The following is a 19,968-nucleotide window of genomic DNA, read 5'->3' as shown; positions in this document are numbered from 1 at the left end:
TTCACGCTCAGAGGGTGAAACCCTCGCCGAGGTAAAGTCGCCGCACATCCGGGTTTGCCACCACTTCGTCGGCCCTTCCATGGGTCAGCACCTGGCCGGCATGGATGATGTAGGCGCGGTCGATGAGGCCGAGCGTTTCGCGCACATTGTGATCGGTGATGAGGACGCCGATGCCGCGCGCCGTCAGGTGGCGCACCAGTTGCTGGATATCCGCGACGGCGATCGGATCGATGCCGGCGAAAGGCTCGTCGAGCAGCATGTAGGCCGGACGCGTCGCCAGCGCTCGCGCGATTTCCAAGCGTCGCCGCTCGCCGCCCGAAAGCGACATGGATGGCGCCTTGCGCAGATGGCTGATGTGGAATTCCTCGAGCAGTTCGTCGAGATTGCGCTCGCGCACCTTGCGGTCCTTTTCGACCACTTCCAGCACGGCGCGGATATTCTGCTCGACATTGAGGCCGCGGAAGATCGATGCTTCCTGCGGCAGATAGCCGATGCCGAGGCGTGCGCGACGGTACATCGGCATCGACGTGACATCGAAGCCGTCGATCTCGATCGTGCCTTCATCCACCGGCACCAGGCCGGTAACCATATAGAAACAGGTCGTTTTGCCGGCGCCGTTGGGGCCGAGCAGTCCAACGGCCTCTCCGGCGCGCACGCCGATGGTGACGCCGCTGACGACCTTGCGGCCCTTGTAGCTCTTGGTCAGCCCCTTGGCGATCAGGGTTCCCTTGAACTTTCCCGCATCGACGGTCACCGTGGCCGGCGCCGAAAGCTTGCCGGCGGCCCGTCCCGGAAGACGCGCCGTCAGCGACGACAGGCTGGCCATCAGGGGTTCGTCGCTCCCGATTTCGGCGGCGGCGTGATCGACATCTGGACACGTTGCCCAGCGCATGGATCCACCTGAGCCAGCCCGCTTTTCATCTGCACGGTAAGTTTGCAGCCCACCAGAACGTTGTCGTTTTGCGACAGAACGACCTTTTTGCCCGAAAGCACCAGCACCTGGCTCTTCATATCGAAGCTGCCTTGATCGCCGGTCGCGATCTGCGCATCCGACTTGATATAGACCTTGTCGGAGATCTCCAGGTGGTCGATGTTGGCCGAGCCCGTCATCGCCGCACCCGCGGCCTCCGTGCCCTTGGCAGCGGCGTTGGGGTCCTTGACGTAGTAGACCGTCATCTTGCCGGCCTTCATCAATGTCGGCCCCTGGACGACGCTGACATTGCCCGTGAAGATGGCGACACTGTCGGCCTGGCGGACTTCCAGCTTGTCGCTCTCGATCTGGATCGGCTTGTCGCCGGACAGTTTGAGGCCTGATTGACTGGTCGTCTGCGCCCATGACGGCACGAGTCCGAGCAGCAGCAACGCTGAAGTTGCAGCCGCGAGCCGCGTCGAACTACTGAGCCGCATTGGTTTCTCCGCTGTTTCCCTGTGCCGCCTTCAGGGCGGCGGAATCGATGTTGACGCGCACTTTGTTCTCGAAAACCAGAATCTTGCCATTGTCCTGGACCGACATCGTATCCGCCGTGATCCGCGACCCGCCACGGCTGACATCGACGGGATCTCCTGTCTTCATAGTGCCTTTGCCCATGTCGAGGAAGACCGATTTGAACTTGGCCTGCATGCCGTCGGTCGTGGTGATCGTCACGTCACTGGTCAGGTTCATCGTATTGCCGTCGCGATCGTAGGTGCCGTGCGAGGCCTTGACCGCCGCCACATTGTCGGACGCGATCGGCACCTTGGCGTCGATGCCTTCCAGCTCGATGATACCTTGCGTGCTGACATCCTGAATGGCACGCAGCGCCGTCATCGAATAAGGCTGCTTCTGCTTGGTGAAACCGTTGAGCTTGGGATTGGCCATCACCAGCTTGCCGTTGGAAAAGGCAGTGCCTTCCGCCTGAATCTTCACCGAGACGGGTGCGGCGAGATAGGAGTAGACCGGGAAAGCGACCGCTATCAGTGCTGCGGCCACCGGCACGGCAAATTTGAGAACGCGCACGCGGCGCGAATGACGCTGTGCACGGTCGAAAGCATCGCCGCGCGTCCGGCCGTCCGCCGGGGGAGCCAACACCGCCTCGGCGTCGGTCGGTTCAATCGGTCGCGCTAACATTCACTGCTTTCTTCTAACCCTGCCCGCCCTTGGGCACCGCCTATAGGTGGGACGCCGGCGCTTTCAAGCAAGCACAAGCCCACGAAAACTGCAAAAATGTGACAGCCGCCTTTGTACAGACGAAAACGAAGTCCGCACAACTGCGTGTTCTCCATAGCAGAAACAGACACGCGGCGTAAAATTTATCAGCCATCGGTCTCGTCGCCCGACCTGGTGGCGATTGCACGAATATGTGAGCAGACCGACGCCTGGAGAGGGCCCGACCCGGCCCCGTCGACTGCCGACGCGGATAGCCACCTCACGTCCAGGCGCCGACTTGTCTCGCCATGCGCAAAAGAGAACTGCTTCCAGATGGGAGGATCATGGTCTAAAAGCGTCTCCTCCCGCCGACTGAAAGGCTGACCATGGCACTGAGAGCCGACGACCTGATCGACCGCCGCCGTTTGCGGCGCAAGCTGACATTCTGGCGCGTCGTCGCCATAGGCATCGTAGCCCTTGGGGTGATTGCGCTTTCAACCTGGTTCTATGGCGACGATTTCGGCGGCTCGACGGTCGACCATATTGCCAAGGTCAAGATCGAAGGCACGATCACCGAGGACGAGGAACTGATCAAGCGGCTGGAAACCATCCGTCTTTCATCGAAGGTGAAAGGCGTGATCCTGTCGATCGATTCGCCTGGCGGCACCACCGTTGGCGGTGAATCGATCTATGAAGAAGTGCGCAAGCTGGCCGCCGACAAGCCGGTGGTGGCGGAAGTCGGCACGCTCGCCGCATCGGCGGGCTATATGATCGCCAGTGCCGCCGATCACATCGTTGCCCGCAAGACCTCGATCGTCGGCTCTATCGGCGTGCTGATCCAGTATCCCGACGTCAGCGGCCTGATGGACAAACTCGGCGTCAAGCTGGAGGAGGTGAAATCCTCGCCGCTGAAAGCCGCGCCCTCTCCCTTCAAGCCGACCAATGACGACGAGCGCGCCATGGTTCGCAAGCTCATCCTCGACAGTTACAACTGGTTCGTCGACATCGTCGCCGAACGCCGCAAGATGAGCCGCGAACAAGCGCTGGTGCTTGCCGACGGCTCGATATTCACCGGTCGCCAGGGCGTTGCCAACGGGCTGATCGACGCCGTCGGCGGCGAGACCGTGGCGATCGACTGGCTGGCGACCAAGGGCGTCGATGCCAAGCTCAAGGTCGTCGAGTGGAAGGATACCGAACGGCGCAGCGGCTTCCTGTTCTCGAAAGCGATGGCGCAAACGATCGGCAGTGCGCTCGGCCTGCCCGCCTACAGCAGCGACGTCATCCATGAAATCGGAGCCGACCGCTTGTTTCTTGACGGTCTCGTTTCCGTCTGGCACCCTTGAGAAGCCGTTTGGGGCAAGTGAAAAAAGCAAATAAAATCATCCTCATAATTTTGACCGCACTGCTTTCACGGGGACCCGTCTCATGATCAAGTCCGAACTTGTGCAGATTATTGCCACGCGCAATCCGCATCTTTTCCTGCGCGACGTCGAAAACATCGTCGGCGCGATCTTTGATGAAATCACCGACGCCCTTGCCGAAGGCAACCGGGTCGAGTTGCGTGGCTTCGGCGCTTTTTCGGTGAAAAATCGTCCCGCGCGCACCGGACGCAATCCGCGCACCGGCGAATCCGTCGAGGTCGAGGAGAAATGGGTGCCGTTCTTCAAGACCGGCAAGGAACTGCGTGAAAGGCTGAACGGCGGCAAGTAGGCGCGACGTCAGCGCCTGACGGCCTTTCGGACAGGCCAGCTTCCGACGGAAAACATCATGTTCAATCGCTTCATCCTTATCGCGATCTTCGTGCCCCTGGCGATCATCCTGATCGCACTCGCTGTCGCCAACCGCGAACTGGTCGCCTTCACGCTGGACCCGTTCAACCCCGGCAATCCGAAGCTGACCCTGACTTTGCCGCTGTTCATCTTCCTGTTCCTGGCGCTCGCCATCGGCATGATCGTCGGCAGTCTGGCTACGTGGGTCAAACAGGGTCGCTATCGCAAGCTGGCGCGCCAGCGCGGCGTCGAAGCCGAGAACCTGCGCCAGGCGGTCAGCCGTGCGCCGGCGGTATCACAAAGCCAGGCACCGGGGTCCGCCCAAGGGGCAGCATTGCCGAAGCCGACCGCTTGAGCCGCCAATCGGCGGTTTTGTCCTGACGGAGTTTTTCATGCTGACCATTTCGGCCGCAGAGGTCGACCATGCGCTGACCTTTCCCGGACTGGTCGAGACGCTGCGCATGGCGTTTCGCGACGGTGCGGTGCAGCCGGTCAGGCATCATCATACGATCGAGCGGCCCGATGGTGCCGCCTCCACACTGCTTTTGATGCCGGCCTGGACCGATCTCAACGCGGCCGGCACGTCGGCCGGCGGTCACGTCGGCGTCAAGATCGTCACCGTGTCGCCCGACAACAATGCCATCGGCAAGCCCGCGGTGATGGGGCTCTATCTTCTGCTCAACGGCGCCACCGGCGAACCCGAGGCCCTGATCGACGGCCAGCGGCTGACACAATGGCGCACCGCCTGTGCTTCGGCGCTCGCGGCCTCCTATCTCGCCCGCGACGATGCCTCGCGGCTGCTTGTGGTCGGCGCCGGCGCGCTGTCGCCCTTCCTCGCCAAGGCGCACTCAGCCGTGCGGCCCATCAAGACCATCCGCATCTGGAACCGCACCCCGGCCAATGCCGAGAAAGTCGCGGCCGATCTGTGCGCCCAGGGCTTCGCGGCCAGTGCGGCAAGCGATCTCGATACGGAGCTTGGGCAGGCCGACATCGTCTCCTCGGCGACGATCACGACCACGCCGTTAATCAAGGGCGCATTGTTGCGGCCGGGAACCCATGTCGACCTGGTCGGCGGCTTTACGCCGACGATGCGCGAGAGCGATGACGATGCGATCAGGCTTGCCCGCGTCTATGTCGACACCCGCGCCGGCGCCACCAAGGAAGCCGGCGACATTGTCCAACCGCTGACCTCCGGCGTGCTGAAACCGGAAGCCATCGTCGCCGATCTGCACGAATTGGCGCGCGGCCGGAAGAAGGGCCGCGAGAGCGCCGGTGAGATCACGCTGTTCAAGTCGGTCGGAGCGGCGCTCGAGGATCTTGCCGCCGGCATTGCCGTCTACAAGGCGCTCACGGCCTAGTTTACCGTTGCACCCATTTCGGCGCCCATCGCCTCGGCGATCACACGAAAATCGTGATCCCCGATTTCAAAAAGGCCAAAGCGAAGCTGATAACCCCAGTTCGACTTGGCCGCGGTGAAATCCAGCCTGTCGAGCAGCGGCTTGATCGGCGCTTCCTCGGCCTTGGCCCACGCCACATCGCGGCGGAACGGCGTGAAGCCGGCGCCCATATCCCCCTGATAGGGCTCGCCTTCCCGCACGATGCCTATCGCCGTGAAAGCCTGCAGGCCGTCTTTCTCGCCCAAAACAGTGGTCGGCGAATAGTAGACGACGCCATCATCCGGCTTGACGCGACGCAGCGGTGCCGCCTTGCCGTGGTTGACCTGCATGAAGCCGGCTGTGCGACCACGCCGGACATGCTCGGCCGACGCCACCGCGATCCAATACGCGCTCATTTCTGTTCCCCATTGGCCTGTTCCCCGTCGGACAGCCAGTAGACGCGCAGGCGATGATTATCGGGATCGAGCGCGACAAAAGTGCGGCCGAAATCCATGTCGGTCGGCGTCTGCAGGATCTTCAGCCCGCGCCCGGACCAGTCGGCATGGGCGGCATCGACCGCATCGGGCGTATCCAGCGCAAACACGATTTCGGCGCCACCGCCTGACGTGGCGGCTGCCGGCTCCACCGTATGGCGCGACCACAGGCCGAGCTTGAAGCCGGCATCGAGCACGAACAGCACGAAGGTCGGCGAACTTTCGACCGGCTCACGACCGAGCAGCGCGCTGTAGAAGGCACCGCTCTGCTGCGGCTGGTCGACATAGAGGATGACGAAATTCGGGGTGGCCATATCTGCTCTCCAAGGTTCGGTGTTTCGACTTGGCGAACATAAGATAGGCTACTGTCAGAATATGGCAGCAGTCATCGCGAACCACGCGGCTTGTCGAGCGTCGTCCGCCATTCCTTGAGCAGCGCCTGGCGACGACGCGGATAGCGCGTGTCCATTGCTTGGAGTTCGGCGATGCGATCGGCGCGAAAATGCCGGAAATCCTGCCGCATCTCGCACCACGCCACCACCACCCGCACCTTGTCGAAGAAGCCCAGCGCAAATGGCCAGACGACGCGCTGGGACACGGCCCCGCCGGCATCGCGGTAGAGAAAGCCGAGCTTGCGCTCGTTGCGGATGGCCTGCCGCACCAGACCAAGATCGATGCCCTCGGTGGCCGCGGCAGGAGGCCCGACCAGCAGTGTGCTCGCGTCAAGATCCTCGCGCAGATCGTCGGGCAGCACGGCTGCGATCTTGGCCAACGCGTTGGCGGCGGCGGCCGAGAGACGCTGGTCCGGCTGCCTGGCGACCCAGCGCGAGCCGAGCACAATGGCTTCGATCTCCTCGTCGCTGAACATCAGCGGCGGCAGCATGAAGCCGGGCTTGAGCACATAACCCAACCCCGCCTCACCCTCGATCGGCGCGCCCTGGCCCTGCAGCGTGGCGATGTCGCGGTAGAGCGTGCGGATCGAAACGCCCGTCTCGTCGGCAAGCATGTGCCCGCTCACCGGCCGGCGATGCCGGCGCAAGCACTGTATGAGGTCGAGTAGGCGTTCGGAGCGGGACATCGAGCAGATTTGCCTGTTTCTTTGACATTGGTCCATCGCCGGCAGACATAAACCGGAGAGGCCGACCTGTCGGACTTGGTTGCGAAGCCGGTTGCCCTATGTCAAAAGCGGCCACGCCGTTCGGAGTTGCCCCCGCTTGAAGTCTTTTCGCGACAAACGCCGCGACAACCGTCCACATCCATCCGCCATGAGTGCGGCGGACGTGTCACGCCCGCGTCCCGGCCAGGCTCCTGCCAGACCGGAAGCGCCACCGCGCGAGCGCCATGAGGCGAAGACGGAAAATCGTTCCGAACCGAACCCGGCGTCGCGCATCCTGGCCCGCCGCGAAGGCGCTCTGCCCACTGAACATCTTCCCGTGATCCTGGAAGTGGCGCCCAATGCCGATTATGCGCTGCTCGACAGCGGCACCGGCCAGAAGCTCGAACAATATGGCCCCTACCGGATCGTGCGGCCAGAGGGCCAGGCGATCTGGCAAAAGGCCTTGCCGGCAAAGGAATGGGAGCGCGCCGACGCCGTCTTCACCGGAGACACCGACGAGGAGGGGATCGGCCGCTGGCGTTTCCCGAAGCTGCCGCTCGGCGAGACCTGGCCGATGAAGCATGACGGCATCGACTATCTCGGCCGTTTCACCTCGTTTCGTCATGTCGGCGTCTTTCCCGAGCAGGCTTCCCACTGGGACCACATGGCCGGGCTGATCGCGGCGGCGAAGCGGCCGGTCAAGGTTCTGAACCTGTTCGGCTATACCGGTCTCGCTTCCTTGGTGGCGGCTCGCGCCGGTGCCGAGGTCACCCATGTCGATGCCTCGAAGAAGGCGATCGGCTGGGCCCGCGAAAACCAGGAGATGGCCGGCCTCGGCAGCAAGCCGATCCGCTGGATCGTCGACGACGCGGTGAAATTCGCCGAGCGCGAGGAGCGCCGCGGCAGCCGCTACGATATCATTCTGTTCGACCCGCCGGCCTATGGCCGTGGCCCCAAGGGCGAGGTCTGGCAATTGTTCGAGGACCTGCCCGATTTGACCGACCTCTGCCGGGCGATCCTGACGCCGAAGCCGCTTGCCGTGGTGCTGACCGCCTACTCGATCCGCGCCTCCTTCTTCGCCATCCACGCCCTGATGCGCGATACCTTTGCCGGCATGGGCGGCAAGGTTGAATCGGGTGAGTTGATCATCCGCGAAAAGTCCGCCGGCCGGGCGCTATCGACCTCATTGTTTTCGCGTTGGGTGGCTGAATGAACGAGCGGCATGCAGGCGCACCCGGCCAGGTGAAGGAGGTCACCAGCCTCGCCAATCCGCTGGTCAAGGACATCAAGGCGCTCGCTCAGAAGAAATTCCGCGACCAGCAGAACGCCTTCATGGCCGAGGGGTTGAAGCTGGTCATCGATGCGCTCGATCTCGGCTGGCAGATCAGGACATTGGTTTTCGCCAAGGCCGGGCGCGGCAACGCTGCGGTGGAGAAGGTGGCCGCACGCACGGTTGCGGCAGGCGGCATGGTGCTCGAAGTGTCGGAGAAGGTGCTGGTCGCCATCACCCGTCGCGACAACCCGCAAATGGTGGTCGGCGTCTTTTCGCAAAAATTCCTCGCCTTGAAGGATGTCCGCGCTGACAATGGCGACGTCTGGGTGGCGCTCGACCGGGTGCGCGACCCCGGCAATCTCGGCACCGTCATCCGCACCGTCGATGCCGTCGGCGCCAAAGGCGTCATCCTGGTCGGCGATACCACTGATCCATTCTCCGTGGAGACGGTGCGTGCCACCATGGGTTCGATCTTTGCCGTGCCGGTGGCGAAGGCGACAACCGAGGCTTTCCTCGCCTGGCGAGGCGGGTTTTCAGGCCTCGTCGCCGGAACCCACCTGAAAGGCGCCGTCGACTACCGCTCGGTCGATTTTTCCCGCGGGCCCGTGCTGCTGATGATGGGCAACGAGCAGCAGGGACTGCCCGAAAGCCTGGCTGCGAGTTGCGACAGGCTGCTCAGGATTCCGCAAGCGGGCCGTGCCGATTCGCTCAATCTGGCCGTTGCCACCGGCATCATGCTGTTCGAGATCCGGCGCGGCGCGCTGAAGCTCGAGTCAATCCTGGACCAGCAATGAAGGTTGCCTGCCCGTGAGATCATGGTCTCCCTACGCACTGCTCGTCGTCGCGGCCATCGCGCTCGACCAGTGGATAAAATACCTGGTCGAGGCCGATCTGCCTTTTCAGGAGAAGGTTGATCTGCTGCCCTTCCTGGCGCTGTTTCGCACCTACAATACCGGCATCGCCTTCTCGATGTTCTCGTCCTTCGGCGACACCGGGCTGATCGTCATTTCGCTCGCCGTCGTTGCCTTCGTGCTGTTCCTGGCGACGCGGATCGCGCCGTCCCAGATCCTTGCCCGCACCGGCTTTGCGCTGATCGTCGGCGGCGCGCTCGGCAATCTGATCGACCGCGCCGTCTACGGCCACGTCATCGACTACCTCCTGTTCCACACGCCGGTCTGGTCCTTCGCCGTCTTCAACCTTGCCGACGCCTTCATTTCGGTTGGTGCGGCACTGGTCGTCTTCGACGAGCTGTTCGGCTGGCGGCGCGAACCCAAAGCCAGTCCTTCCAAGGATTGACCCCGTGCGGCCATCGCCGCACAGTTCATGTCGTCAAGATCGCGGAGAAAGACATGTCCGAAACCTTCAAAGCCATCCTCGTTTCGCGTGACGCCGAGAAAAAGCAGTCGGTCGCCGTGACCGATCTCACCGAGGCCGACCTGATGGAAGGCGATGTCACCGTCGCGGTCGAGGCAACGACGGTGAACTACAAGGATGGCTTGGCGATCACAGGCAAGGCGCCGGTGATCCGCCGCTGGCCGCTGGTGCCGGGCATCGATTTCGCCGGCACCGTCATTTCGTCCTCGCATCCCGACTGGCGCGCCGGAGACAAGGTCGTGCTGAATGGCTGGGGCGTCGGCGAAACCCATTTCGGTGCCTATGCAGGCCGTGCCCGCGTCAAGGGCGACTGGCTGGTGCCGCTGCCGCAAGGCATCAGCCCGCATGACGCGATGGCCGTCGGCACCGCAGGATATACCGCCATGCTCTGTGTCATGGCCCTGGAGCGGCACGGCATCCTGCCCGATCGCGGCCCGGTGGTGGTGACGGGGGCAGCCGGCGGCGTCGGCTCGGTCGCGGTCTCCATCCTGTCCAGCCTCGGCTACCATGTCATTGCTTCCACCGGCCGCAATGCCGAAAGCCCCTTTCTGATGGACCTTGGCGCCGCCGAGGTGATCTCGCGCGAGGAGCTTGCCCAGCCGGCCAAGCCGCTGGCCAAGGAGCGCTGGGCCGGCGGTATTGACGCTGTCGGCAGCCACACGCTGGCCAATGTGCTCTCGATGACCTCCTATGGCGGCGCGGTCGCCGCCTGCGGCCTGGCCGGCGGCATGGACCTGCCGGCCAGCGTCGCGCCCTTCATCCTGCGCGGTGTCTCATTGCTCGGCATCGATTCAGTGATGGCGCCGAAAGCAGTCCGCCTCGAGGCATGGCGCCGCATCGGCACCGACCTCGATCTGCAGAAGCTCGCCAGCCTGTCCAGCACCATCGGGTTCGACGGCATCGTCGATGCCGCGCGCGATATCGTCGAGGGCAAGATCCGCGGCCGCGTCGTCGTGGATATGTGACTCCGCCCAACTGCCGGAAGGGCGGATGCAATCGCCAGATCTGGTGGCAAACCCGCCGCGCCTCGGCAAAAAGCGCTCATCCGCTAAAATTGGAACGATCCGCCGCAATTTTCCATAAGCTCTGTCTGGCAAGAATTTCGCATGATCGCGCAATCCGGCAGCCAACAGGCGGACACTGGCGACGATGTCGATGCGGTGCTCCCGCCGGCGTCGACGCGGCGCTTCGTCGCCGCGCCGCCGCTGGTGCCCGAGCCGGAATTCTCCAGGCGCGAAGGCCTGTCCTTTCTGACATTCGTCGCCATCGTAGTGATGGCCGGGCTGGCGCACCTTACCGGGGCACCGATGTTCATCAGCGTTGCATTGCTCGCAACCGGCCTAGCCGGCCTTGCCATGCATCTGCGCGCCAGGCGGAGCGAACATCGCACCGCCGCCCTTCTTGACGAAACCACGGCCCGCAGCCGCGCCGAGATCGAGACGCTGGCCGACCGCATGTGGGAGATGCAGGAGAGCGATGAGCGCTTTCGCGGCCTGATCGACGCGCTTGGCGATCTTGTCATCCATCGCGACCGCGACGGCTACATCGTCTATGCCAACAAGGTCTTCGCCGATCTCGTCGAGATCGACCAGCGCGATCTTGCCGGCAAGACCCTGGCGGAACTGGGCATTGAGGTCGGCATGGTTCCCGATGCCGCCTTTTCCGACCATGAGTGCCTGAGTTCCACCGATGTCTCTATCAGCACGCCGAGCGGGCAGCGCTGGTTCTCCTGGATCGAACTGTCGGTGCGCGACAAGGACAGTGGCGCGGTTTCGCACCGCGCCATCGCCCGCGACATCACCGCCCGCAAACGCGCCGAGTCCTCGCTGATCACCGCACGCGAACGGGCCGAATATGCCAGCCAGGCCAAATCGCGTTTCCTCGCCACCGTCAGCCATGAAATCCGCACCCCGATGAACGGCATCATGGGCATGGCCAGGTTGCTCGCCGACACCAGCCTGTCGCCGGAGCAGCAGACCTATGTCGGCGCGGTCTCGACCTCAGCCAGCGCATTGCTTGCCCTGATCGAGGATCTTCTCGACTATTCCAAGATCGAAGCCGGGCGTTTCGACCCGGAGCCGCAGCCGATGTCGGTGCGCGAGATCGCCGACAACATCATCGAATTGCTGGCGGCGCGCGCCTTCGCCAAGGATATCGGGCTGGGTTGTCATGTCGAACCCGACGTGCCGCAATTGATCACCGCCGATCCAGGCAAGGTCAGGCAGGTGCTTCTCAACCTCATCGGCAACGCCATCAAGTTCACCGACAGCGGCGGCGTGCTGGTGAGCATTGCACGCGCACGCACCGAAACCAGCGACCGCATATGCTTTACCATCGCCGATACCGGTCCGGGCCTGCATGATGCCGACCTGGAGCGCATTTTCGAGGAGTTCGAGCAGGCCGACGGCACGTCGACACGCACACATGGCGGGGCCGGCCTCGGCCTTGCCATCTCCAGGCGCCTGGTGGCCGCCATGGGTGGCACGATCTCGGTATCCAGCCGGCTCGGCCAGGGATCCGAGTTCGTCTTCGAAGTCCCTGCGACAGCGGCCACCGAAGCGCCGCAGGGCCGCCAGAATGCCCTCTCGGGCAGACGCGTGGTGATCCTGTCGAAGAACGCCGTCGAGGCCGACGCCATCGCCCGCACCATCCGCGCCAATGGCGGCGCGGTCGACATCGCCACCACCGCCGCACAGGCCGCGCCTTTCGCCGCCGGCTGCGACGCGATCCTGGTCGATGCAGCGATGGAGGAAGGCGACGGAAGGCTGCTCAAGCGCCTGCGCCAGAGCGGTTTCTCCGACTGTGAGGCGATCACGCTGATCGCGCCGACAGATCGCGGCATGCTTGGCGAGTTCCGCGCCAGTGGCTACGCAACCTTCCTGGCCAGGCCGGTGCGCGGCGGAACACTTTTGCGTGTACTGTTGAGCAGCCATGCTCCGAGCCTCGGCCCGCCGCAGCCGGAAAAGCGCGGCGCGCCGACACTGCGCGCCGTCGGCAACCGCCAGCGCGGCCTGTCGGTGCTGATCGCCGAGGACAATGACATCAATGCCATGCTGGCCCGCGCCACGCTGCTGAAGGCCGGGCATCGCGTCAGGGTGGTCGGCAACGGCAAGGCGGCCGTCGAGGCTGTCACCGGCGCCGCGCACAAGGACCGCTTCGACGTGGTCTTGATGGATCTGCACATGCCGGTCATGGACGGGCTGGACGCGATTGCCGCCATCCGCCGCCATGAGGAAGAAAGTGCTGTGCGGCCGGTGCCGATCATGGTGCTGTCGGCCGACAGCCAGGAAAAGACCCGCCATGCGGTGTTGGCCCATGGCGCCAGCGGCTTTGTCACCAAGCCGCTCGACCCCGAGGCGCTGGTCAATGCCGTCGAGGGCCAGGTCGTCGCGGCCTGAGCTTTCCACCGCCCGTTCCGCACCGGGCGATCACTTAAACGTAGCCGGTTGATCGTATTCGCCAGCCGACGAAGTATTGCCCACGACGTCGTATCACGGTACTGTCACAATCCTGTTGCACCTACACCGTATCCCCGTGCCAAGAGGGATGGCTCGAAGGAGAATCACTCGTGCATACAGTTATGCCGGAATGTGACACTCGGCCGAACGCCAGCAGCGCCTTGCTTGCCGGACGTAACGTCGATTCCGTCATAAAGGGCGCGGCGCTGGGCCGTATAGGCAATCTTGAAGTGCGGCTCGCTCGCAACGAGGCCGAGATCGCGGCCGCGCAGGAAGTGCGCTACCGGGTGTTCTACGACGAACTTGGCGCCAGGAAGGACCTGTTCCAGGCTCATGATCGCCGTGACGCCGACCGGTTCGATCCACTCTGCGACCATCTGCTGGTTTTGGACACTACGCTTTCCGGTCCCGAACATCGCCGTATCGTCGGCACATATCGGCTGCTGCGGCAAGAAATCGCGGCCACCGCCGGCGGTTTCTATTCCGAAGGTGAATTCGAGCTGACCAAGCTCATTGCCCGTCACCCCGGCCAGCGTTTCCTGGAACTCGGCCGCTCCTGCGTCTTGCCGGAATACCGCTCGAAACGCACCATCGAGGCGTTGTGGCAAGGCATCTGGGCCTACATCAACCATTACGAAATCGGTGTGATGACCGGTTGCGCTTCTTTTCACGGCACCGTGCCGGCGGCGCATGCCGAGGCGCTCACCTACCTCGCCCACCACTGCCGCACAAATTCGGCCTGGGACGTGCGCGCGGTCTCCGGGCGCTACTGCTCGATGGACCTGATGCCGATCGAGGCGGTCAATGCCAAGGCGGCGATCGCCGCGATGCCGCCTCTGGTCAAGGGCTATCTGCGCGTCGGCGCCCGCATCGGCGATGGCTGCGTCATCGATCGCGAATTCTCGACGGTCGATGTGTTCGTTGTGATGCCGGTCAAGGAAATCGGCGCCCGCTACGTCAACTATTATGGCGGCGAAGCCCAGCGCTTCGCTGCGTGAGCCTGGCGAATAGAAAGTAGCGGGAGCTATCTCGTTCAACCCCTATTCGCTATTCGCTTCCTTTTCACAAAATATCTTCCGGCCGCCTGCCGGGCCGGCTCTTGTAGGACGGAAACGACCAGCCGAATTTGAGCGCACCACCGCGCACGACGAACGCCGCCGCAAAACCGGCAAGGTCCGAGGCGAGCGGCGGCAATCCGGCAAGATCGCCAAGTGTGTAAAGGCCGGCACCTGCAAGGGCCGCCGTGACGTAGATTTCGGGCCTGAGCAGCACCGATGGCTCGCCGGCAAGGAGATCGCGCAGAATGCCGCCGAAAGTGGCGGTGAGCACGCCGGTGATGACTGAGACGACCGGCGAGCCGGTAATCGCAAGCCCCTTGGCCGCGCCCATCACCGAAAAAGCGGCGAGCCCGATGGCGTCGAGCCAGAGCAGCCATTTCCAGCGCGATTCGACACGATGCGCGCTGAAGAAGACCAGCACCGCAACCGCGGCGCAGATCAGCACATAGCCGGAGTTGGCGACCCAGAAAACCGGCAGGTTGAGGATGACGTCGCGAAGCGTGCCGCCGCCTATCCCGGTGACGCTGGCCAGGAACAGGAAGCCGATAATGTCGAGCTGCTTACGCGAAGCCGCAAGCGCCCCCGTCGCCGCGAAGACGGCGACACCGGCATAGTCGAGAAGCGCGATGGGGTTCATTGCAGGCCAGGGGAGTAAGGGAATAGGGCAGTAGGGCAGTATGTTTAGCACGAAGCCGCACGGAAGGTGCGATTGCCCTTTTCCCTACTGCCCTACTGCCCTACTGCCCTACTCCCCTACTCCCCTACTCCCCTAACTATGCATCTTTCTCAGCCTGCTCGTTCACCGGCCCCGGCTCGACCGGCGCTTCAGCGGCGGCAAGCTTCGGACCGCCTTTGGCGACGCCGACCATGGCCGGGCGCAGCACGCGGTCGCCGATCGAATAGCCCGGCTGCACGACCTGGACCACGGTGTTGGCCGGAACGTCCGGATTGGGCACTTCGAACATCGCCTGGTGGAAATTGGGATCGAACTTCTCGCCTTCCGGCGCGAGCTTCTTGACCCCATGCCGTTCCAGCGCCGACAGCATGGCGCGCTCGGTGAGGTCGACGCCTTCGATCAGCGCCTTGAAGCCGGCGTCACCCGATGCCTTGGCCTCGGCGGGAATCGCATCCAGCGCGCGGCGCAGATTGTCCGACACCGAAAGCATGTCGCGGGCGAAATTCGCGACCGCGTAGGTGCGCGCATCGTGCACATCGCGCGCCGTGCGGCGACGCAGGTTTTCCATCTCGGCCGCCACGCGCAGCGCGCGGTCCTTCAGCTCTTCATTTTCCTTCAGCAGCCGGACAAGGGCTTCATAGTCGCCGTCGGTGCTGCCTTCCGTGCGCTCGGCTGCGGGCTCGGTCGCCTCGACTTCATCGGGCGCGCGTTCGTCTTTTGCCTGGTCGCTCATCGCCGTTTCCCGTCAATCTCGAATGATGTGGATTTTGTGCCCGATATCGATGTTTGGCAGCCAAAAATCAAGGGGTAAGCGATTATGGAAGCCACCGGCCAAGGCCGGACAATGACGGGCAAGACATTTCGATTTTAATTCAAATTTTACCTTAACTGCCGGCTTTGCTTGCCCCACAGGCAGGATGGGGGAACCATTCCCTTGCTGGAGGAGTTTCGAAGCCGACACAGGATTTTGAGATGATGACCCGCAACACGGGCGAAAAGGCAGAAGGGCTGGCCATCGAGGTCAGGCGCCAGTTGGGTGCCGAGGCGGTGACCCGCTTTCTACGCACCTTGCCGGCCTTCCGCACCGAGGCCGACATTCCCGACCGGCTCCGAGAACTGCTCGACCGCCTCGATGGGGCGGAGCGCGGTGACATCGGCTGGCGCCGGCGTTAACGCAACAATCGATCTTGGCAGCAAACCTCCTGTCGGCAATAGCCGGGGAGAGCCGAACCATCTAAGGATAGATGTGTTGTGGTTCAAAATGGAGGACGTAGTGCGCAAGGTTTCGATCACCTCATCGCTGATGGCGCTTGTCGGCCTCGGCGCCATCACCTTGGCGGCTTTTCCGGCACAAGCAGACAATCTGCAGCTGCAATTGGGCAAACATGGCCCGCGGCTGAAGCTCATGGAAGATTGCGACCCCGCCTATGACGATTGCGAAGGCCCCCGTCGCGACGACCGGCGCGACCGCCGTCGACGAGGCTGCACGGAGGACCGAGCCCTCGACAAGGCAGACCGAATGGGCATCCGCCGCGCAAGGATAGAGTCCGTCGGCCGCCGGGAGATCACAGTCCGCGGCAGACAGGGTGGCGACCGCGTGCGCGTGACTTTTGGCACCGAGCGCGGCTGTCCCATCCTCGATCGCGAATAGCGATCGACCTCAGCGGAAAACTGACGCTCAGAATCATCAGCAGGCTCGACCGCCGGGCCACGCGACAATTACGCACAGTAATTTTGCGTGATGTCGCCTTGCGGCGGCGAGGCACCCCGCCTATGCTTCCTGATGAACATGATTTCCCCTGAGACGGTCGCCAACAGCAAGCGCGCCTGGCTGAAGATTCTCGCCCGCTACAAGAAGCCTGACAGGCGGCGCAGCACCGTCGAACTCGCCATCACTCTCATTCCATTCGCCATACTCTGGGGCCTGTCCTCGGCGGCCTATGCCTATGGCCATTGGTGGGGACTGATCCTCATCCTTCCCGCGGCCGGGTTTCTGGTGCGCATCTTCATGATCCAGCACGATTGCGGCCACGGCTCCTTCTTCGCCAATCGCTACGCGGACGACTGGATCGGCCGCGCGCTCGGCATCCTGACGCTGACGCCCTACGATTGCTGGCGGCGCGCCCACGCGACCCACCACGCCAGCGCCGGCAATCTTGACGAACGCGGCATGGGCGACATCCGGACGCTGACCGTTGCAGAATACCGGCAGATGTCGTGGCGAGGCCGCCTTGCCTATCGTCTCTATCGCCACCCGCTGGTGATGTTCGGGCTCGGTCCGATCTGGCTGTTCATCTTCGAGCAAAGGCTGCCCGTCGGCATGATGCGCGGCGGCCTGACCCCTTGGGTGTCGTCGATGACCACCAATCTTGGCATCGCGGTCGCAGCAGCCATCCTCATTTGGTTCGTCGGTCCCGGCGCGTTCCTGGTGGTCCACCTGCCGATCGTCATCCTCGCCGGTTCGGCCGGCATCTGGCTGTTCTATGTCCAGCACCAGTTCGAGGAAACGGAATGGGCGAAGGATGTCGACTGGGAATTCCAGCACGCTGCCTTGCACGGATCGTCCTATTACGACCTCCCGCCGGTGCTGAACTGGTTCACCGGCAACATCGGTGTCCATCACGTCCATCACCTCTCCGCCAAGGTGCCGTGCTACCGGTTGCAGGAAGTGCTGCGGGATTATCCCGAGCTGCGCGACATCGGCCGTGTCACGCTGCTGGAAAGCCTGCGCTGCGTTAAACTGGCGTTGTGGGACGAGAACCGCCGCAAGCTGGTGTCGTTCCGCGAGGCACGGGCGGCGGCTTAAGCAATTCCAGCAGAAGTGGTGAACGGTTTCCAGGGAAAGCGCGTAGCGTTTTCCCTGGGGCAATTGCGTCAAACCAAGAAAAGTAAAACGACCGCCAGTCTATAGGCACCGCGCCTGGAGCTCCTATCAGGCAGCCCTGATCATGTCGGCGGCCTTTTCGGCGATCATGATGGTTGGCGCATTGGTGTTGCCACCAATCAGTGTCGGCATCACCGAGGCGTCCACGACACGCAAGGCTTCAAGCCCGCGCACCTTGAGTTGCGGATCGACCACCGCCATCTCGTCGACCCCCATCCGACAGGAGCCGACCGGGTGATAGACCGTGTCGGCGCGGGTACGGATATGGGTCATCAGATCGGCATCGCTTGGCTCGCCGGCGATGTGCATTTCCTTGTGCCGGTAGCGCGTCAGCGCCGGTGAAGCCAGCACCTGCCGGGTGATCCTCACGCCTTTCAACAGCAGCTCCGCATCGCGCTGGTCGCCGAGAAAGCGCGGATCGATACGCGGCGCGGCAAGTGGATCGGCACTGGCCAGCCCAACCTCGCCACGCGAGTGCGGCCGCAATATGCAGACATGACAGGAGAAGCCGAAGCCGTAGTGCAGCGTGCGCGCATGATTTTCGACCAGCCCGATGACGAATTGCAGCTGCAGGTCAGGGCGCTCAAGCGCCGGGTCGGATTTAACGAAAGCGCCGCTCTCGGCCGCCGGCGAGGCGATCAGCCCGGTCCCATCCCGCCGCCACTGCGCGATATGCCGTAGGAAACCCAACGCGCCGCGCGGGCTCATGCCAAGCATATCGGTGTCCTTCGATCTCCAGCCGACGATGAAATCGAGGTGGTCCTGCAGGTTCTTGCCGACGCCAGGCAATTCGTGGACGACGGGAATGCCATGCACGGCAAGTTCGGCCGCCGGGCCGATACCCGACAGCAACAAAAGCTGCGGCGAACCGAAGGCACCGCCACACAGGATCACCTCGCACGACGCCTGCGCCACTGCCTCGCCTTTGCGTGTCCGGTAGCGGATACCGGTGGCCCGCTTGCCGTCAAGGACGATGCCTGTGGCGTGCGCCCGCGTGATCACGGTCAGATTGGCCCGCTGCATCACCGGATGGAGATAGGCGGCGGCAGTCGAACAGCGCTCACCATTACGGGCGCCACCGGCAAATTGGGTCACCTGGAAATAGCCGGCGCCCTCTTGTTCCGGTCCGTTGAAATCGTCCGAGGCGCGAATCTGGTTTTCGGCACAAGCCTCTATGAAGGCCTTGGCGATTGGCCTCGGCGAGCGCTGGTTCGACACTTTCAGCGGGCCGTCCCCGCCATGCAGGGCATCAGTGCCGCGCTCATTGCCTTCGGCGCGCCGGAAATAGGGCAGAACCTCATCCCACGACCAGCCCTCACAGCCCAGATCGGCCCATTCGTCATAGTCGCTGCGATGGCCCCTGACATAGAGCATCGCATTGATGGCGCTGGAGCCGCCCAGCGCCTTGCCGCGCGGCTGGTAGCCGTTGCGGCCGCCAAGACCTTGCTGCGGCACGGTTTCGAAGGCCCAGTTGTTGATCCTGGGCCGGCCGGAAAGCATACCGATAATGCCAGCCGGAGCGCGGATCAGCATATCCCTGCCCTCACCGCCAGCTTCGATCAGGCAGACCGTTTTCGAGGGATCTTCCGAAAGCCGTGCGGCAAGCGCACAGCCGGCGGACCCACCGCCGGCTATGACATAGTCGTAACGCATGAAGACCCCTCCCCGATCATTCCGGATTTTCCATCCGGAAGCTCAAGAGAAGGCTTGAACAGGGGGCGTTGTAAAGACGCGCGGAATTACCGCAACGTCAGCTGCTGCGAACGCGCCGCCAGGAGTATTTCGGGCCTTTTGGTTCCGGCACGGCGGCTGGCTGGTAGTAGAGCCCCAATCCGCCGGTGCGGCCCTCCTCCAGACGCTTCAACAGCACGGGGTTCGATATCTCGAACTCGTCGAAGCCCAGGCGCAGCATATGCGGCAGTTGGTCGACCAGTACCTGGCCCGTGGCGCGAACGGCACCTTCGAAATGGTAGCGGCCGCGCAGCAGTTCTCCCTTGGAGAAGGAGCGGCCGTCGCTGAAGGCCGGAAAGGCCAGCGCCACCAGCGACAGCTGGTCGAGCAGGTCGGCAATCTTCTCGAGTGGATCACCCGGCTGCAGCAGGACGCCGAGCCGTTCCTTGGCCGAGCGGCGCACCTCCGGATCGAGATCGAGGAAGACTTGCAACGGCAGGATGAAGCGGCCGTTGCCGGACAGCGCATCGGCGCTTTCGGCATGCGTCCACTCATCCTCCTGAAAACCCGCGGGGGTCCAGAGCCGGGTCTCCGATGTCGTCGGTCCAGTCATCAAAAAGTTCCTAAACAGTCAAACGAACCAAGGATGTGTTGAGATTCAGGTCAGGCTGCGCCGAAAATGGCGGCTTCCGAGAACCGGAGCGGAGCGTACTT

Annotated in this window: 23 protein-coding genes; 13 read left to right on the top strand and 10 right to left on the bottom strand. The window is 63.5% G+C overall.

Annotated features, from left to right (window positions below):
* Positions 1-7: 7 nt before the first annotated feature.
* From lptB to lptC, 3 genes are read right to left on the bottom strand one after another with little or no spacing between them, the layout of a single operon-like run.
* Complete coding sequence (lptB, locus tag AC0NIL_RS09120) at positions 8-826, bottom strand: LPS export ABC transporter ATP-binding protein (RefSeq protein ID WP_013529586.1); 819 nt, start codon at positions 824-826, stop codon at positions 8-10.
* The gene (locus tag AC0NIL_RS09115) at positions 826-1,407 is read right to left on the bottom strand and encodes an LptA/OstA family protein (protein WP_013529585.1); all 582 of its coding nucleotides are present in this window, start codon (positions 1,405-1,407) and stop codon (positions 826-828) included. The genes lptB and AC0NIL_RS09115 overlap by 1 nt, the downstream gene beginning before the upstream one ends.
* Positions 1,394-2,107 (bottom strand): LPS export ABC transporter periplasmic protein LptC, encoded by a 714-nt coding sequence (gene lptC / locus AC0NIL_RS09110; RefSeq protein WP_013529584.1) that lies wholly within the window; start codon positions 2,105-2,107, stop codon positions 1,394-1,396. The genes AC0NIL_RS09115 and lptC overlap by 14 nt, the downstream gene beginning before the upstream one ends.
* A 404-nt stretch (positions 2,108-2,511) precedes the next feature.
* Here lptC and sppA point away from each other — a divergent pair, with 404 nt between their 5' ends.
* The 4 genes from sppA to lhpI all read left to right on the top strand — a co-directional run bounded on the left by sppA (position 2,512) and on the right by lhpI (position 5,252).
* On the top strand, positions 2,512-3,468 hold the full coding sequence (gene sppA / locus AC0NIL_RS09105; protein WP_473572578.1) for a signal peptide peptidase SppA: 957 nt from the start codon (positions 2,512-2,514) through the stop codon (positions 3,466-3,468).
* Positions 3,469-3,550: 82 nt separating this feature from the next.
* Positions 3,551-3,835: an integration host factor subunit beta gene (locus tag AC0NIL_RS09100; protein WP_006200394.1), complete on the top strand. Its 285-nt coding sequence runs from the start codon at positions 3,551-3,553 to the stop codon at positions 3,833-3,835.
* Between the two features lie 57 nt (positions 3,836-3,892).
* On the top strand, positions 3,893-4,249 hold the full coding sequence (locus tag AC0NIL_RS09095; protein WP_024502826.1) for a DUF1049 domain-containing protein: 357 nt from the start codon (positions 3,893-3,895) through the stop codon (positions 4,247-4,249).
* A gap of 37 nt (positions 4,250-4,286) precedes the next feature.
* The gene (gene lhpI, locus AC0NIL_RS09090; protein WP_063173091.1) at positions 4,287-5,252 is read left to right on the top strand and encodes a bifunctional Delta(1)-pyrroline-2-carboxylate/Delta(1)-piperideine-2-carboxylate reductase; all 966 of its coding nucleotides are present in this window, start codon (positions 4,287-4,289) and stop codon (positions 5,250-5,252) included.
* Here lhpI and AC0NIL_RS09085 read toward each other — a convergent pair.
* The 3 genes from AC0NIL_RS09085 to AC0NIL_RS09075 form a co-directional block, all read right to left on the bottom strand.
* Positions 5,249-5,686 carry an EVE domain-containing protein gene (locus AC0NIL_RS09085; RefSeq protein ID WP_473572579.1) on the bottom strand — a complete coding sequence of 146 codons (438 nt, stop codon included), beginning with the start codon at positions 5,684-5,686 and terminating at the stop codon, positions 5,249-5,251. The two genes, lhpI and AC0NIL_RS09085, sit on opposite strands and share 4 nt — an antisense overlap.
* Positions 5,683-6,078, bottom strand: coding sequence for a VOC family protein (locus AC0NIL_RS09080; protein ID WP_013529579.1), 396 nt, complete (start codon positions 6,076-6,078; stop codon positions 5,683-5,685). Before AC0NIL_RS09080 ends, AC0NIL_RS09085 begins: the two co-directional genes overlap by 4 nt.
* A 71-nt stretch (positions 6,079-6,149) precedes the next feature.
* Positions 6,150-6,842: a helix-turn-helix transcriptional regulator gene (locus AC0NIL_RS09075; protein ID WP_063169010.1), complete on the bottom strand. Its 693-nt coding sequence runs from the start codon at positions 6,840-6,842 to the stop codon at positions 6,150-6,152.
* Between the two features lie 136 nt (positions 6,843-6,978).
* On the opposite strand from AC0NIL_RS09075, the gene AC0NIL_RS09070 reads away from it, so the two are divergent.
* The 6 genes from AC0NIL_RS09070 to olsB all read left to right on the top strand — a co-directional run bounded on the left by AC0NIL_RS09070 (position 6,979) and on the right by olsB (position 13,963).
* A complete protein-coding gene (locus AC0NIL_RS09070; protein ID WP_473572580.1) occupies positions 6,979-8,073 on the top strand; it encodes an RsmD family RNA methyltransferase in 1,095 nt (364 codons plus the stop codon).
* On the top strand, positions 8,070-8,927 hold the full coding sequence (locus tag AC0NIL_RS09065) for a TrmH family RNA methyltransferase (RefSeq protein ID WP_063169012.1): 858 nt from the start codon (positions 8,070-8,072) through the stop codon (positions 8,925-8,927). Before AC0NIL_RS09070 ends, AC0NIL_RS09065 begins: the two co-directional genes overlap by 4 nt.
* 13 nt (positions 8,928-8,940) lie before the next feature.
* Entirely contained in the window at positions 8,941-9,429 is a 489-nt protein-coding gene (gene lspA / locus AC0NIL_RS09060) for a signal peptidase II (protein WP_473572581.1), read from the top strand.
* Between the two features lie 53 nt (positions 9,430-9,482).
* On the top strand, positions 9,483-10,472 hold the full coding sequence (gene acuI, locus AC0NIL_RS09055; protein ID WP_024502831.1) for an acrylyl-CoA reductase (NADPH): 990 nt from the start codon (positions 9,483-9,485) through the stop codon (positions 10,470-10,472).
* Between the two features lie 141 nt (positions 10,473-10,613).
* Complete coding sequence (locus tag AC0NIL_RS09050; RefSeq protein ID WP_027161326.1) at positions 10,614-12,905, top strand: PAS domain-containing hybrid sensor histidine kinase/response regulator; 2,292 nt, start codon at positions 10,614-10,616, stop codon at positions 12,903-12,905.
* Positions 12,906-13,087: 182 nt separating this feature from the next.
* The gene (gene olsB, locus AC0NIL_RS09045; protein WP_023812526.1) at positions 13,088-13,963 is read left to right on the top strand and encodes a l-ornithine N(alpha)-acyltransferase; all 876 of its coding nucleotides are present in this window, start codon (positions 13,088-13,090) and stop codon (positions 13,961-13,963) included.
* Between the two features lie 64 nt (positions 13,964-14,027).
* Here the strand turns inward: olsB and AC0NIL_RS09040 are convergent, their stop codons facing one another.
* Together AC0NIL_RS09040 and grpE are read right to left on the bottom strand one after the other, a co-directional pair.
* Complete coding sequence (locus tag AC0NIL_RS09040) at positions 14,028-14,660, bottom strand: trimeric intracellular cation channel family protein (protein WP_275954517.1); 633 nt, start codon at positions 14,658-14,660, stop codon at positions 14,028-14,030.
* Positions 14,661-14,796: 136 nt separating this feature from the next.
* Entirely contained in the window at positions 14,797-15,432 is a 636-nt protein-coding gene (grpE, locus tag AC0NIL_RS09035; RefSeq protein WP_013529570.1) for a nucleotide exchange factor GrpE, read from the bottom strand.
* Positions 15,433-15,671: 239 nt separating this feature from the next.
* On the opposite strand from grpE, the gene AC0NIL_RS09030 reads away from it, so the two are divergent.
* From AC0NIL_RS09030 to AC0NIL_RS09020, 3 genes are all read left to right on the top strand, one after another.
* Positions 15,672-15,872, top strand: a complete 201-nt coding sequence (locus tag AC0NIL_RS09030) for a hypothetical protein (RefSeq protein WP_013529569.1) — start codon at positions 15,672-15,674, stop codon at positions 15,870-15,872.
* Positions 15,847-16,350 carry a hypothetical protein gene (locus AC0NIL_RS09025; RefSeq protein WP_473575039.1) on the top strand — a complete coding sequence of 168 codons (504 nt, stop codon included), beginning with the start codon at positions 15,847-15,849 and terminating at the stop codon, positions 16,348-16,350. The genes AC0NIL_RS09030 and AC0NIL_RS09025 overlap by 26 nt, the downstream gene beginning before the upstream one ends.
* A gap of 132 nt (positions 16,351-16,482) precedes the next feature.
* Positions 16,483-17,505 carry a fatty acid desaturase gene (locus tag AC0NIL_RS09020; protein WP_013529567.1) on the top strand — a complete coding sequence of 341 codons (1,023 nt, stop codon included), beginning with the start codon at positions 16,483-16,485 and terminating at the stop codon, positions 17,503-17,505.
* Between the two features lie 126 nt (positions 17,506-17,631).
* Here the strand turns inward: AC0NIL_RS09020 and AC0NIL_RS09015 are convergent, their stop codons facing one another.
* Positions 17,632-19,236, bottom strand: coding sequence for a GMC family oxidoreductase (locus AC0NIL_RS09015; RefSeq protein ID WP_473572583.1), 1,605 nt, complete (start codon positions 19,234-19,236; stop codon positions 17,632-17,634).
* A 97-nt stretch (positions 19,237-19,333) separates the two neighbouring features.
* The gene (locus AC0NIL_RS09010) at positions 19,334-19,867 is read right to left on the bottom strand and encodes a DUF934 domain-containing protein (protein WP_473572584.1); all 534 of its coding nucleotides are present in this window, start codon (positions 19,865-19,867) and stop codon (positions 19,334-19,336) included.
* Positions 19,868-19,968: the final 101 nt, after the last annotated feature.

The sequence above is a fragment of the Mesorhizobium sp. WSM1343 genome, assembly GCF_055901535.1.
Note: the sequence above shows the minus strand (reverse complement) of the source record. Positions and strands in the feature narration are given on the sequence as shown.

Excerpts from the sequence above, each read along its gene's own strand:
- lptB (WP_013529586.1), bottom strand. The coding sequence starts at position 826 with ATGGCCAGCCTGTCGTCGCTGACGGCGCGTCTTCCGGGACGGGCCGCC.
- AC0NIL_RS09115 (WP_013529585.1), bottom strand. The coding sequence starts at position 1,407 with ATGCGGCTCAGTAGTTCGACGCGGCTCGCGGCTGCAACTTCAGCGTTG.
- lptC (WP_013529584.1), bottom strand. The coding sequence starts at position 2,107 with ATGTTAGCGCGACCGATTGAACCGACCGACGCCGAGGCGGTGTTGGCT.
- sppA (WP_473572578.1), top strand. The coding sequence starts at position 2,512 with ATGGCACTGAGAGCCGACGACCTGATCGACCGCCGCCGTTTGCGGCGC.
- AC0NIL_RS09100 (WP_006200394.1), top strand. The coding sequence starts at position 3,551 with ATGATCAAGTCCGAACTTGTGCAGATTATTGCCACGCGCAATCCGCAT.
- AC0NIL_RS09095 (WP_024502826.1), top strand. The coding sequence starts at position 3,893 with ATGTTCAATCGCTTCATCCTTATCGCGATCTTCGTGCCCCTGGCGATC.
- lhpI (WP_063173091.1), top strand. The coding sequence starts at position 4,287 with ATGCTGACCATTTCGGCCGCAGAGGTCGACCATGCGCTGACCTTTCCC.
- AC0NIL_RS09085 (WP_473572579.1), bottom strand. The coding sequence starts at position 5,686 with ATGAGCGCGTATTGGATCGCGGTGGCGTCGGCCGAGCATGTCCGGCGT.
- AC0NIL_RS09080 (WP_013529579.1), bottom strand. The coding sequence starts at position 6,078 with ATGGCCACCCCGAATTTCGTCATCCTCTATGTCGACCAGCCGCAGCAG.
- AC0NIL_RS09075 (WP_063169010.1), bottom strand. The coding sequence starts at position 6,842 with ATGTCCCGCTCCGAACGCCTACTCGACCTCATACAGTGCTTGCGCCGG.
- AC0NIL_RS09065 (WP_063169012.1), top strand. The coding sequence starts at position 8,070 with ATGAACGAGCGGCATGCAGGCGCACCCGGCCAGGTGAAGGAGGTCACC.
- acuI (WP_024502831.1), top strand. The coding sequence starts at position 9,483 with ATGTCCGAAACCTTCAAAGCCATCCTCGTTTCGCGTGACGCCGAGAAA.
- AC0NIL_RS09050 (WP_027161326.1), top strand. The coding sequence starts at position 10,614 with ATGATCGCGCAATCCGGCAGCCAACAGGCGGACACTGGCGACGATGTC.
- olsB (WP_023812526.1), top strand. The coding sequence starts at position 13,088 with ATGCCGGAATGTGACACTCGGCCGAACGCCAGCAGCGCCTTGCTTGCC.
- AC0NIL_RS09040 (WP_275954517.1), bottom strand. The coding sequence starts at position 14,660 with ATGAACCCCATCGCGCTTCTCGACTATGCCGGTGTCGCCGTCTTCGCG.
- grpE (WP_013529570.1), bottom strand. The coding sequence starts at position 15,432 with ATGAGCGACCAGGCAAAAGACGAACGCGCGCCCGATGAAGTCGAGGCG.
- AC0NIL_RS09030 (WP_013529569.1), top strand. The coding sequence starts at position 15,672 with ATGATGACCCGCAACACGGGCGAAAAGGCAGAAGGGCTGGCCATCGAG.
- AC0NIL_RS09020 (WP_013529567.1), top strand. The coding sequence starts at position 16,483 with ATGAACATGATTTCCCCTGAGACGGTCGCCAACAGCAAGCGCGCCTGG.
- AC0NIL_RS09015 (WP_473572583.1), bottom strand. The coding sequence starts at position 19,236 with ATGCGTTACGACTATGTCATAGCCGGCGGTGGGTCCGCCGGCTGTGCG.
- AC0NIL_RS09010 (WP_473572584.1), bottom strand. The coding sequence starts at position 19,867 with ATGACTGGACCGACGACATCGGAGACCCGGCTCTGGACCCCCGCGGGT.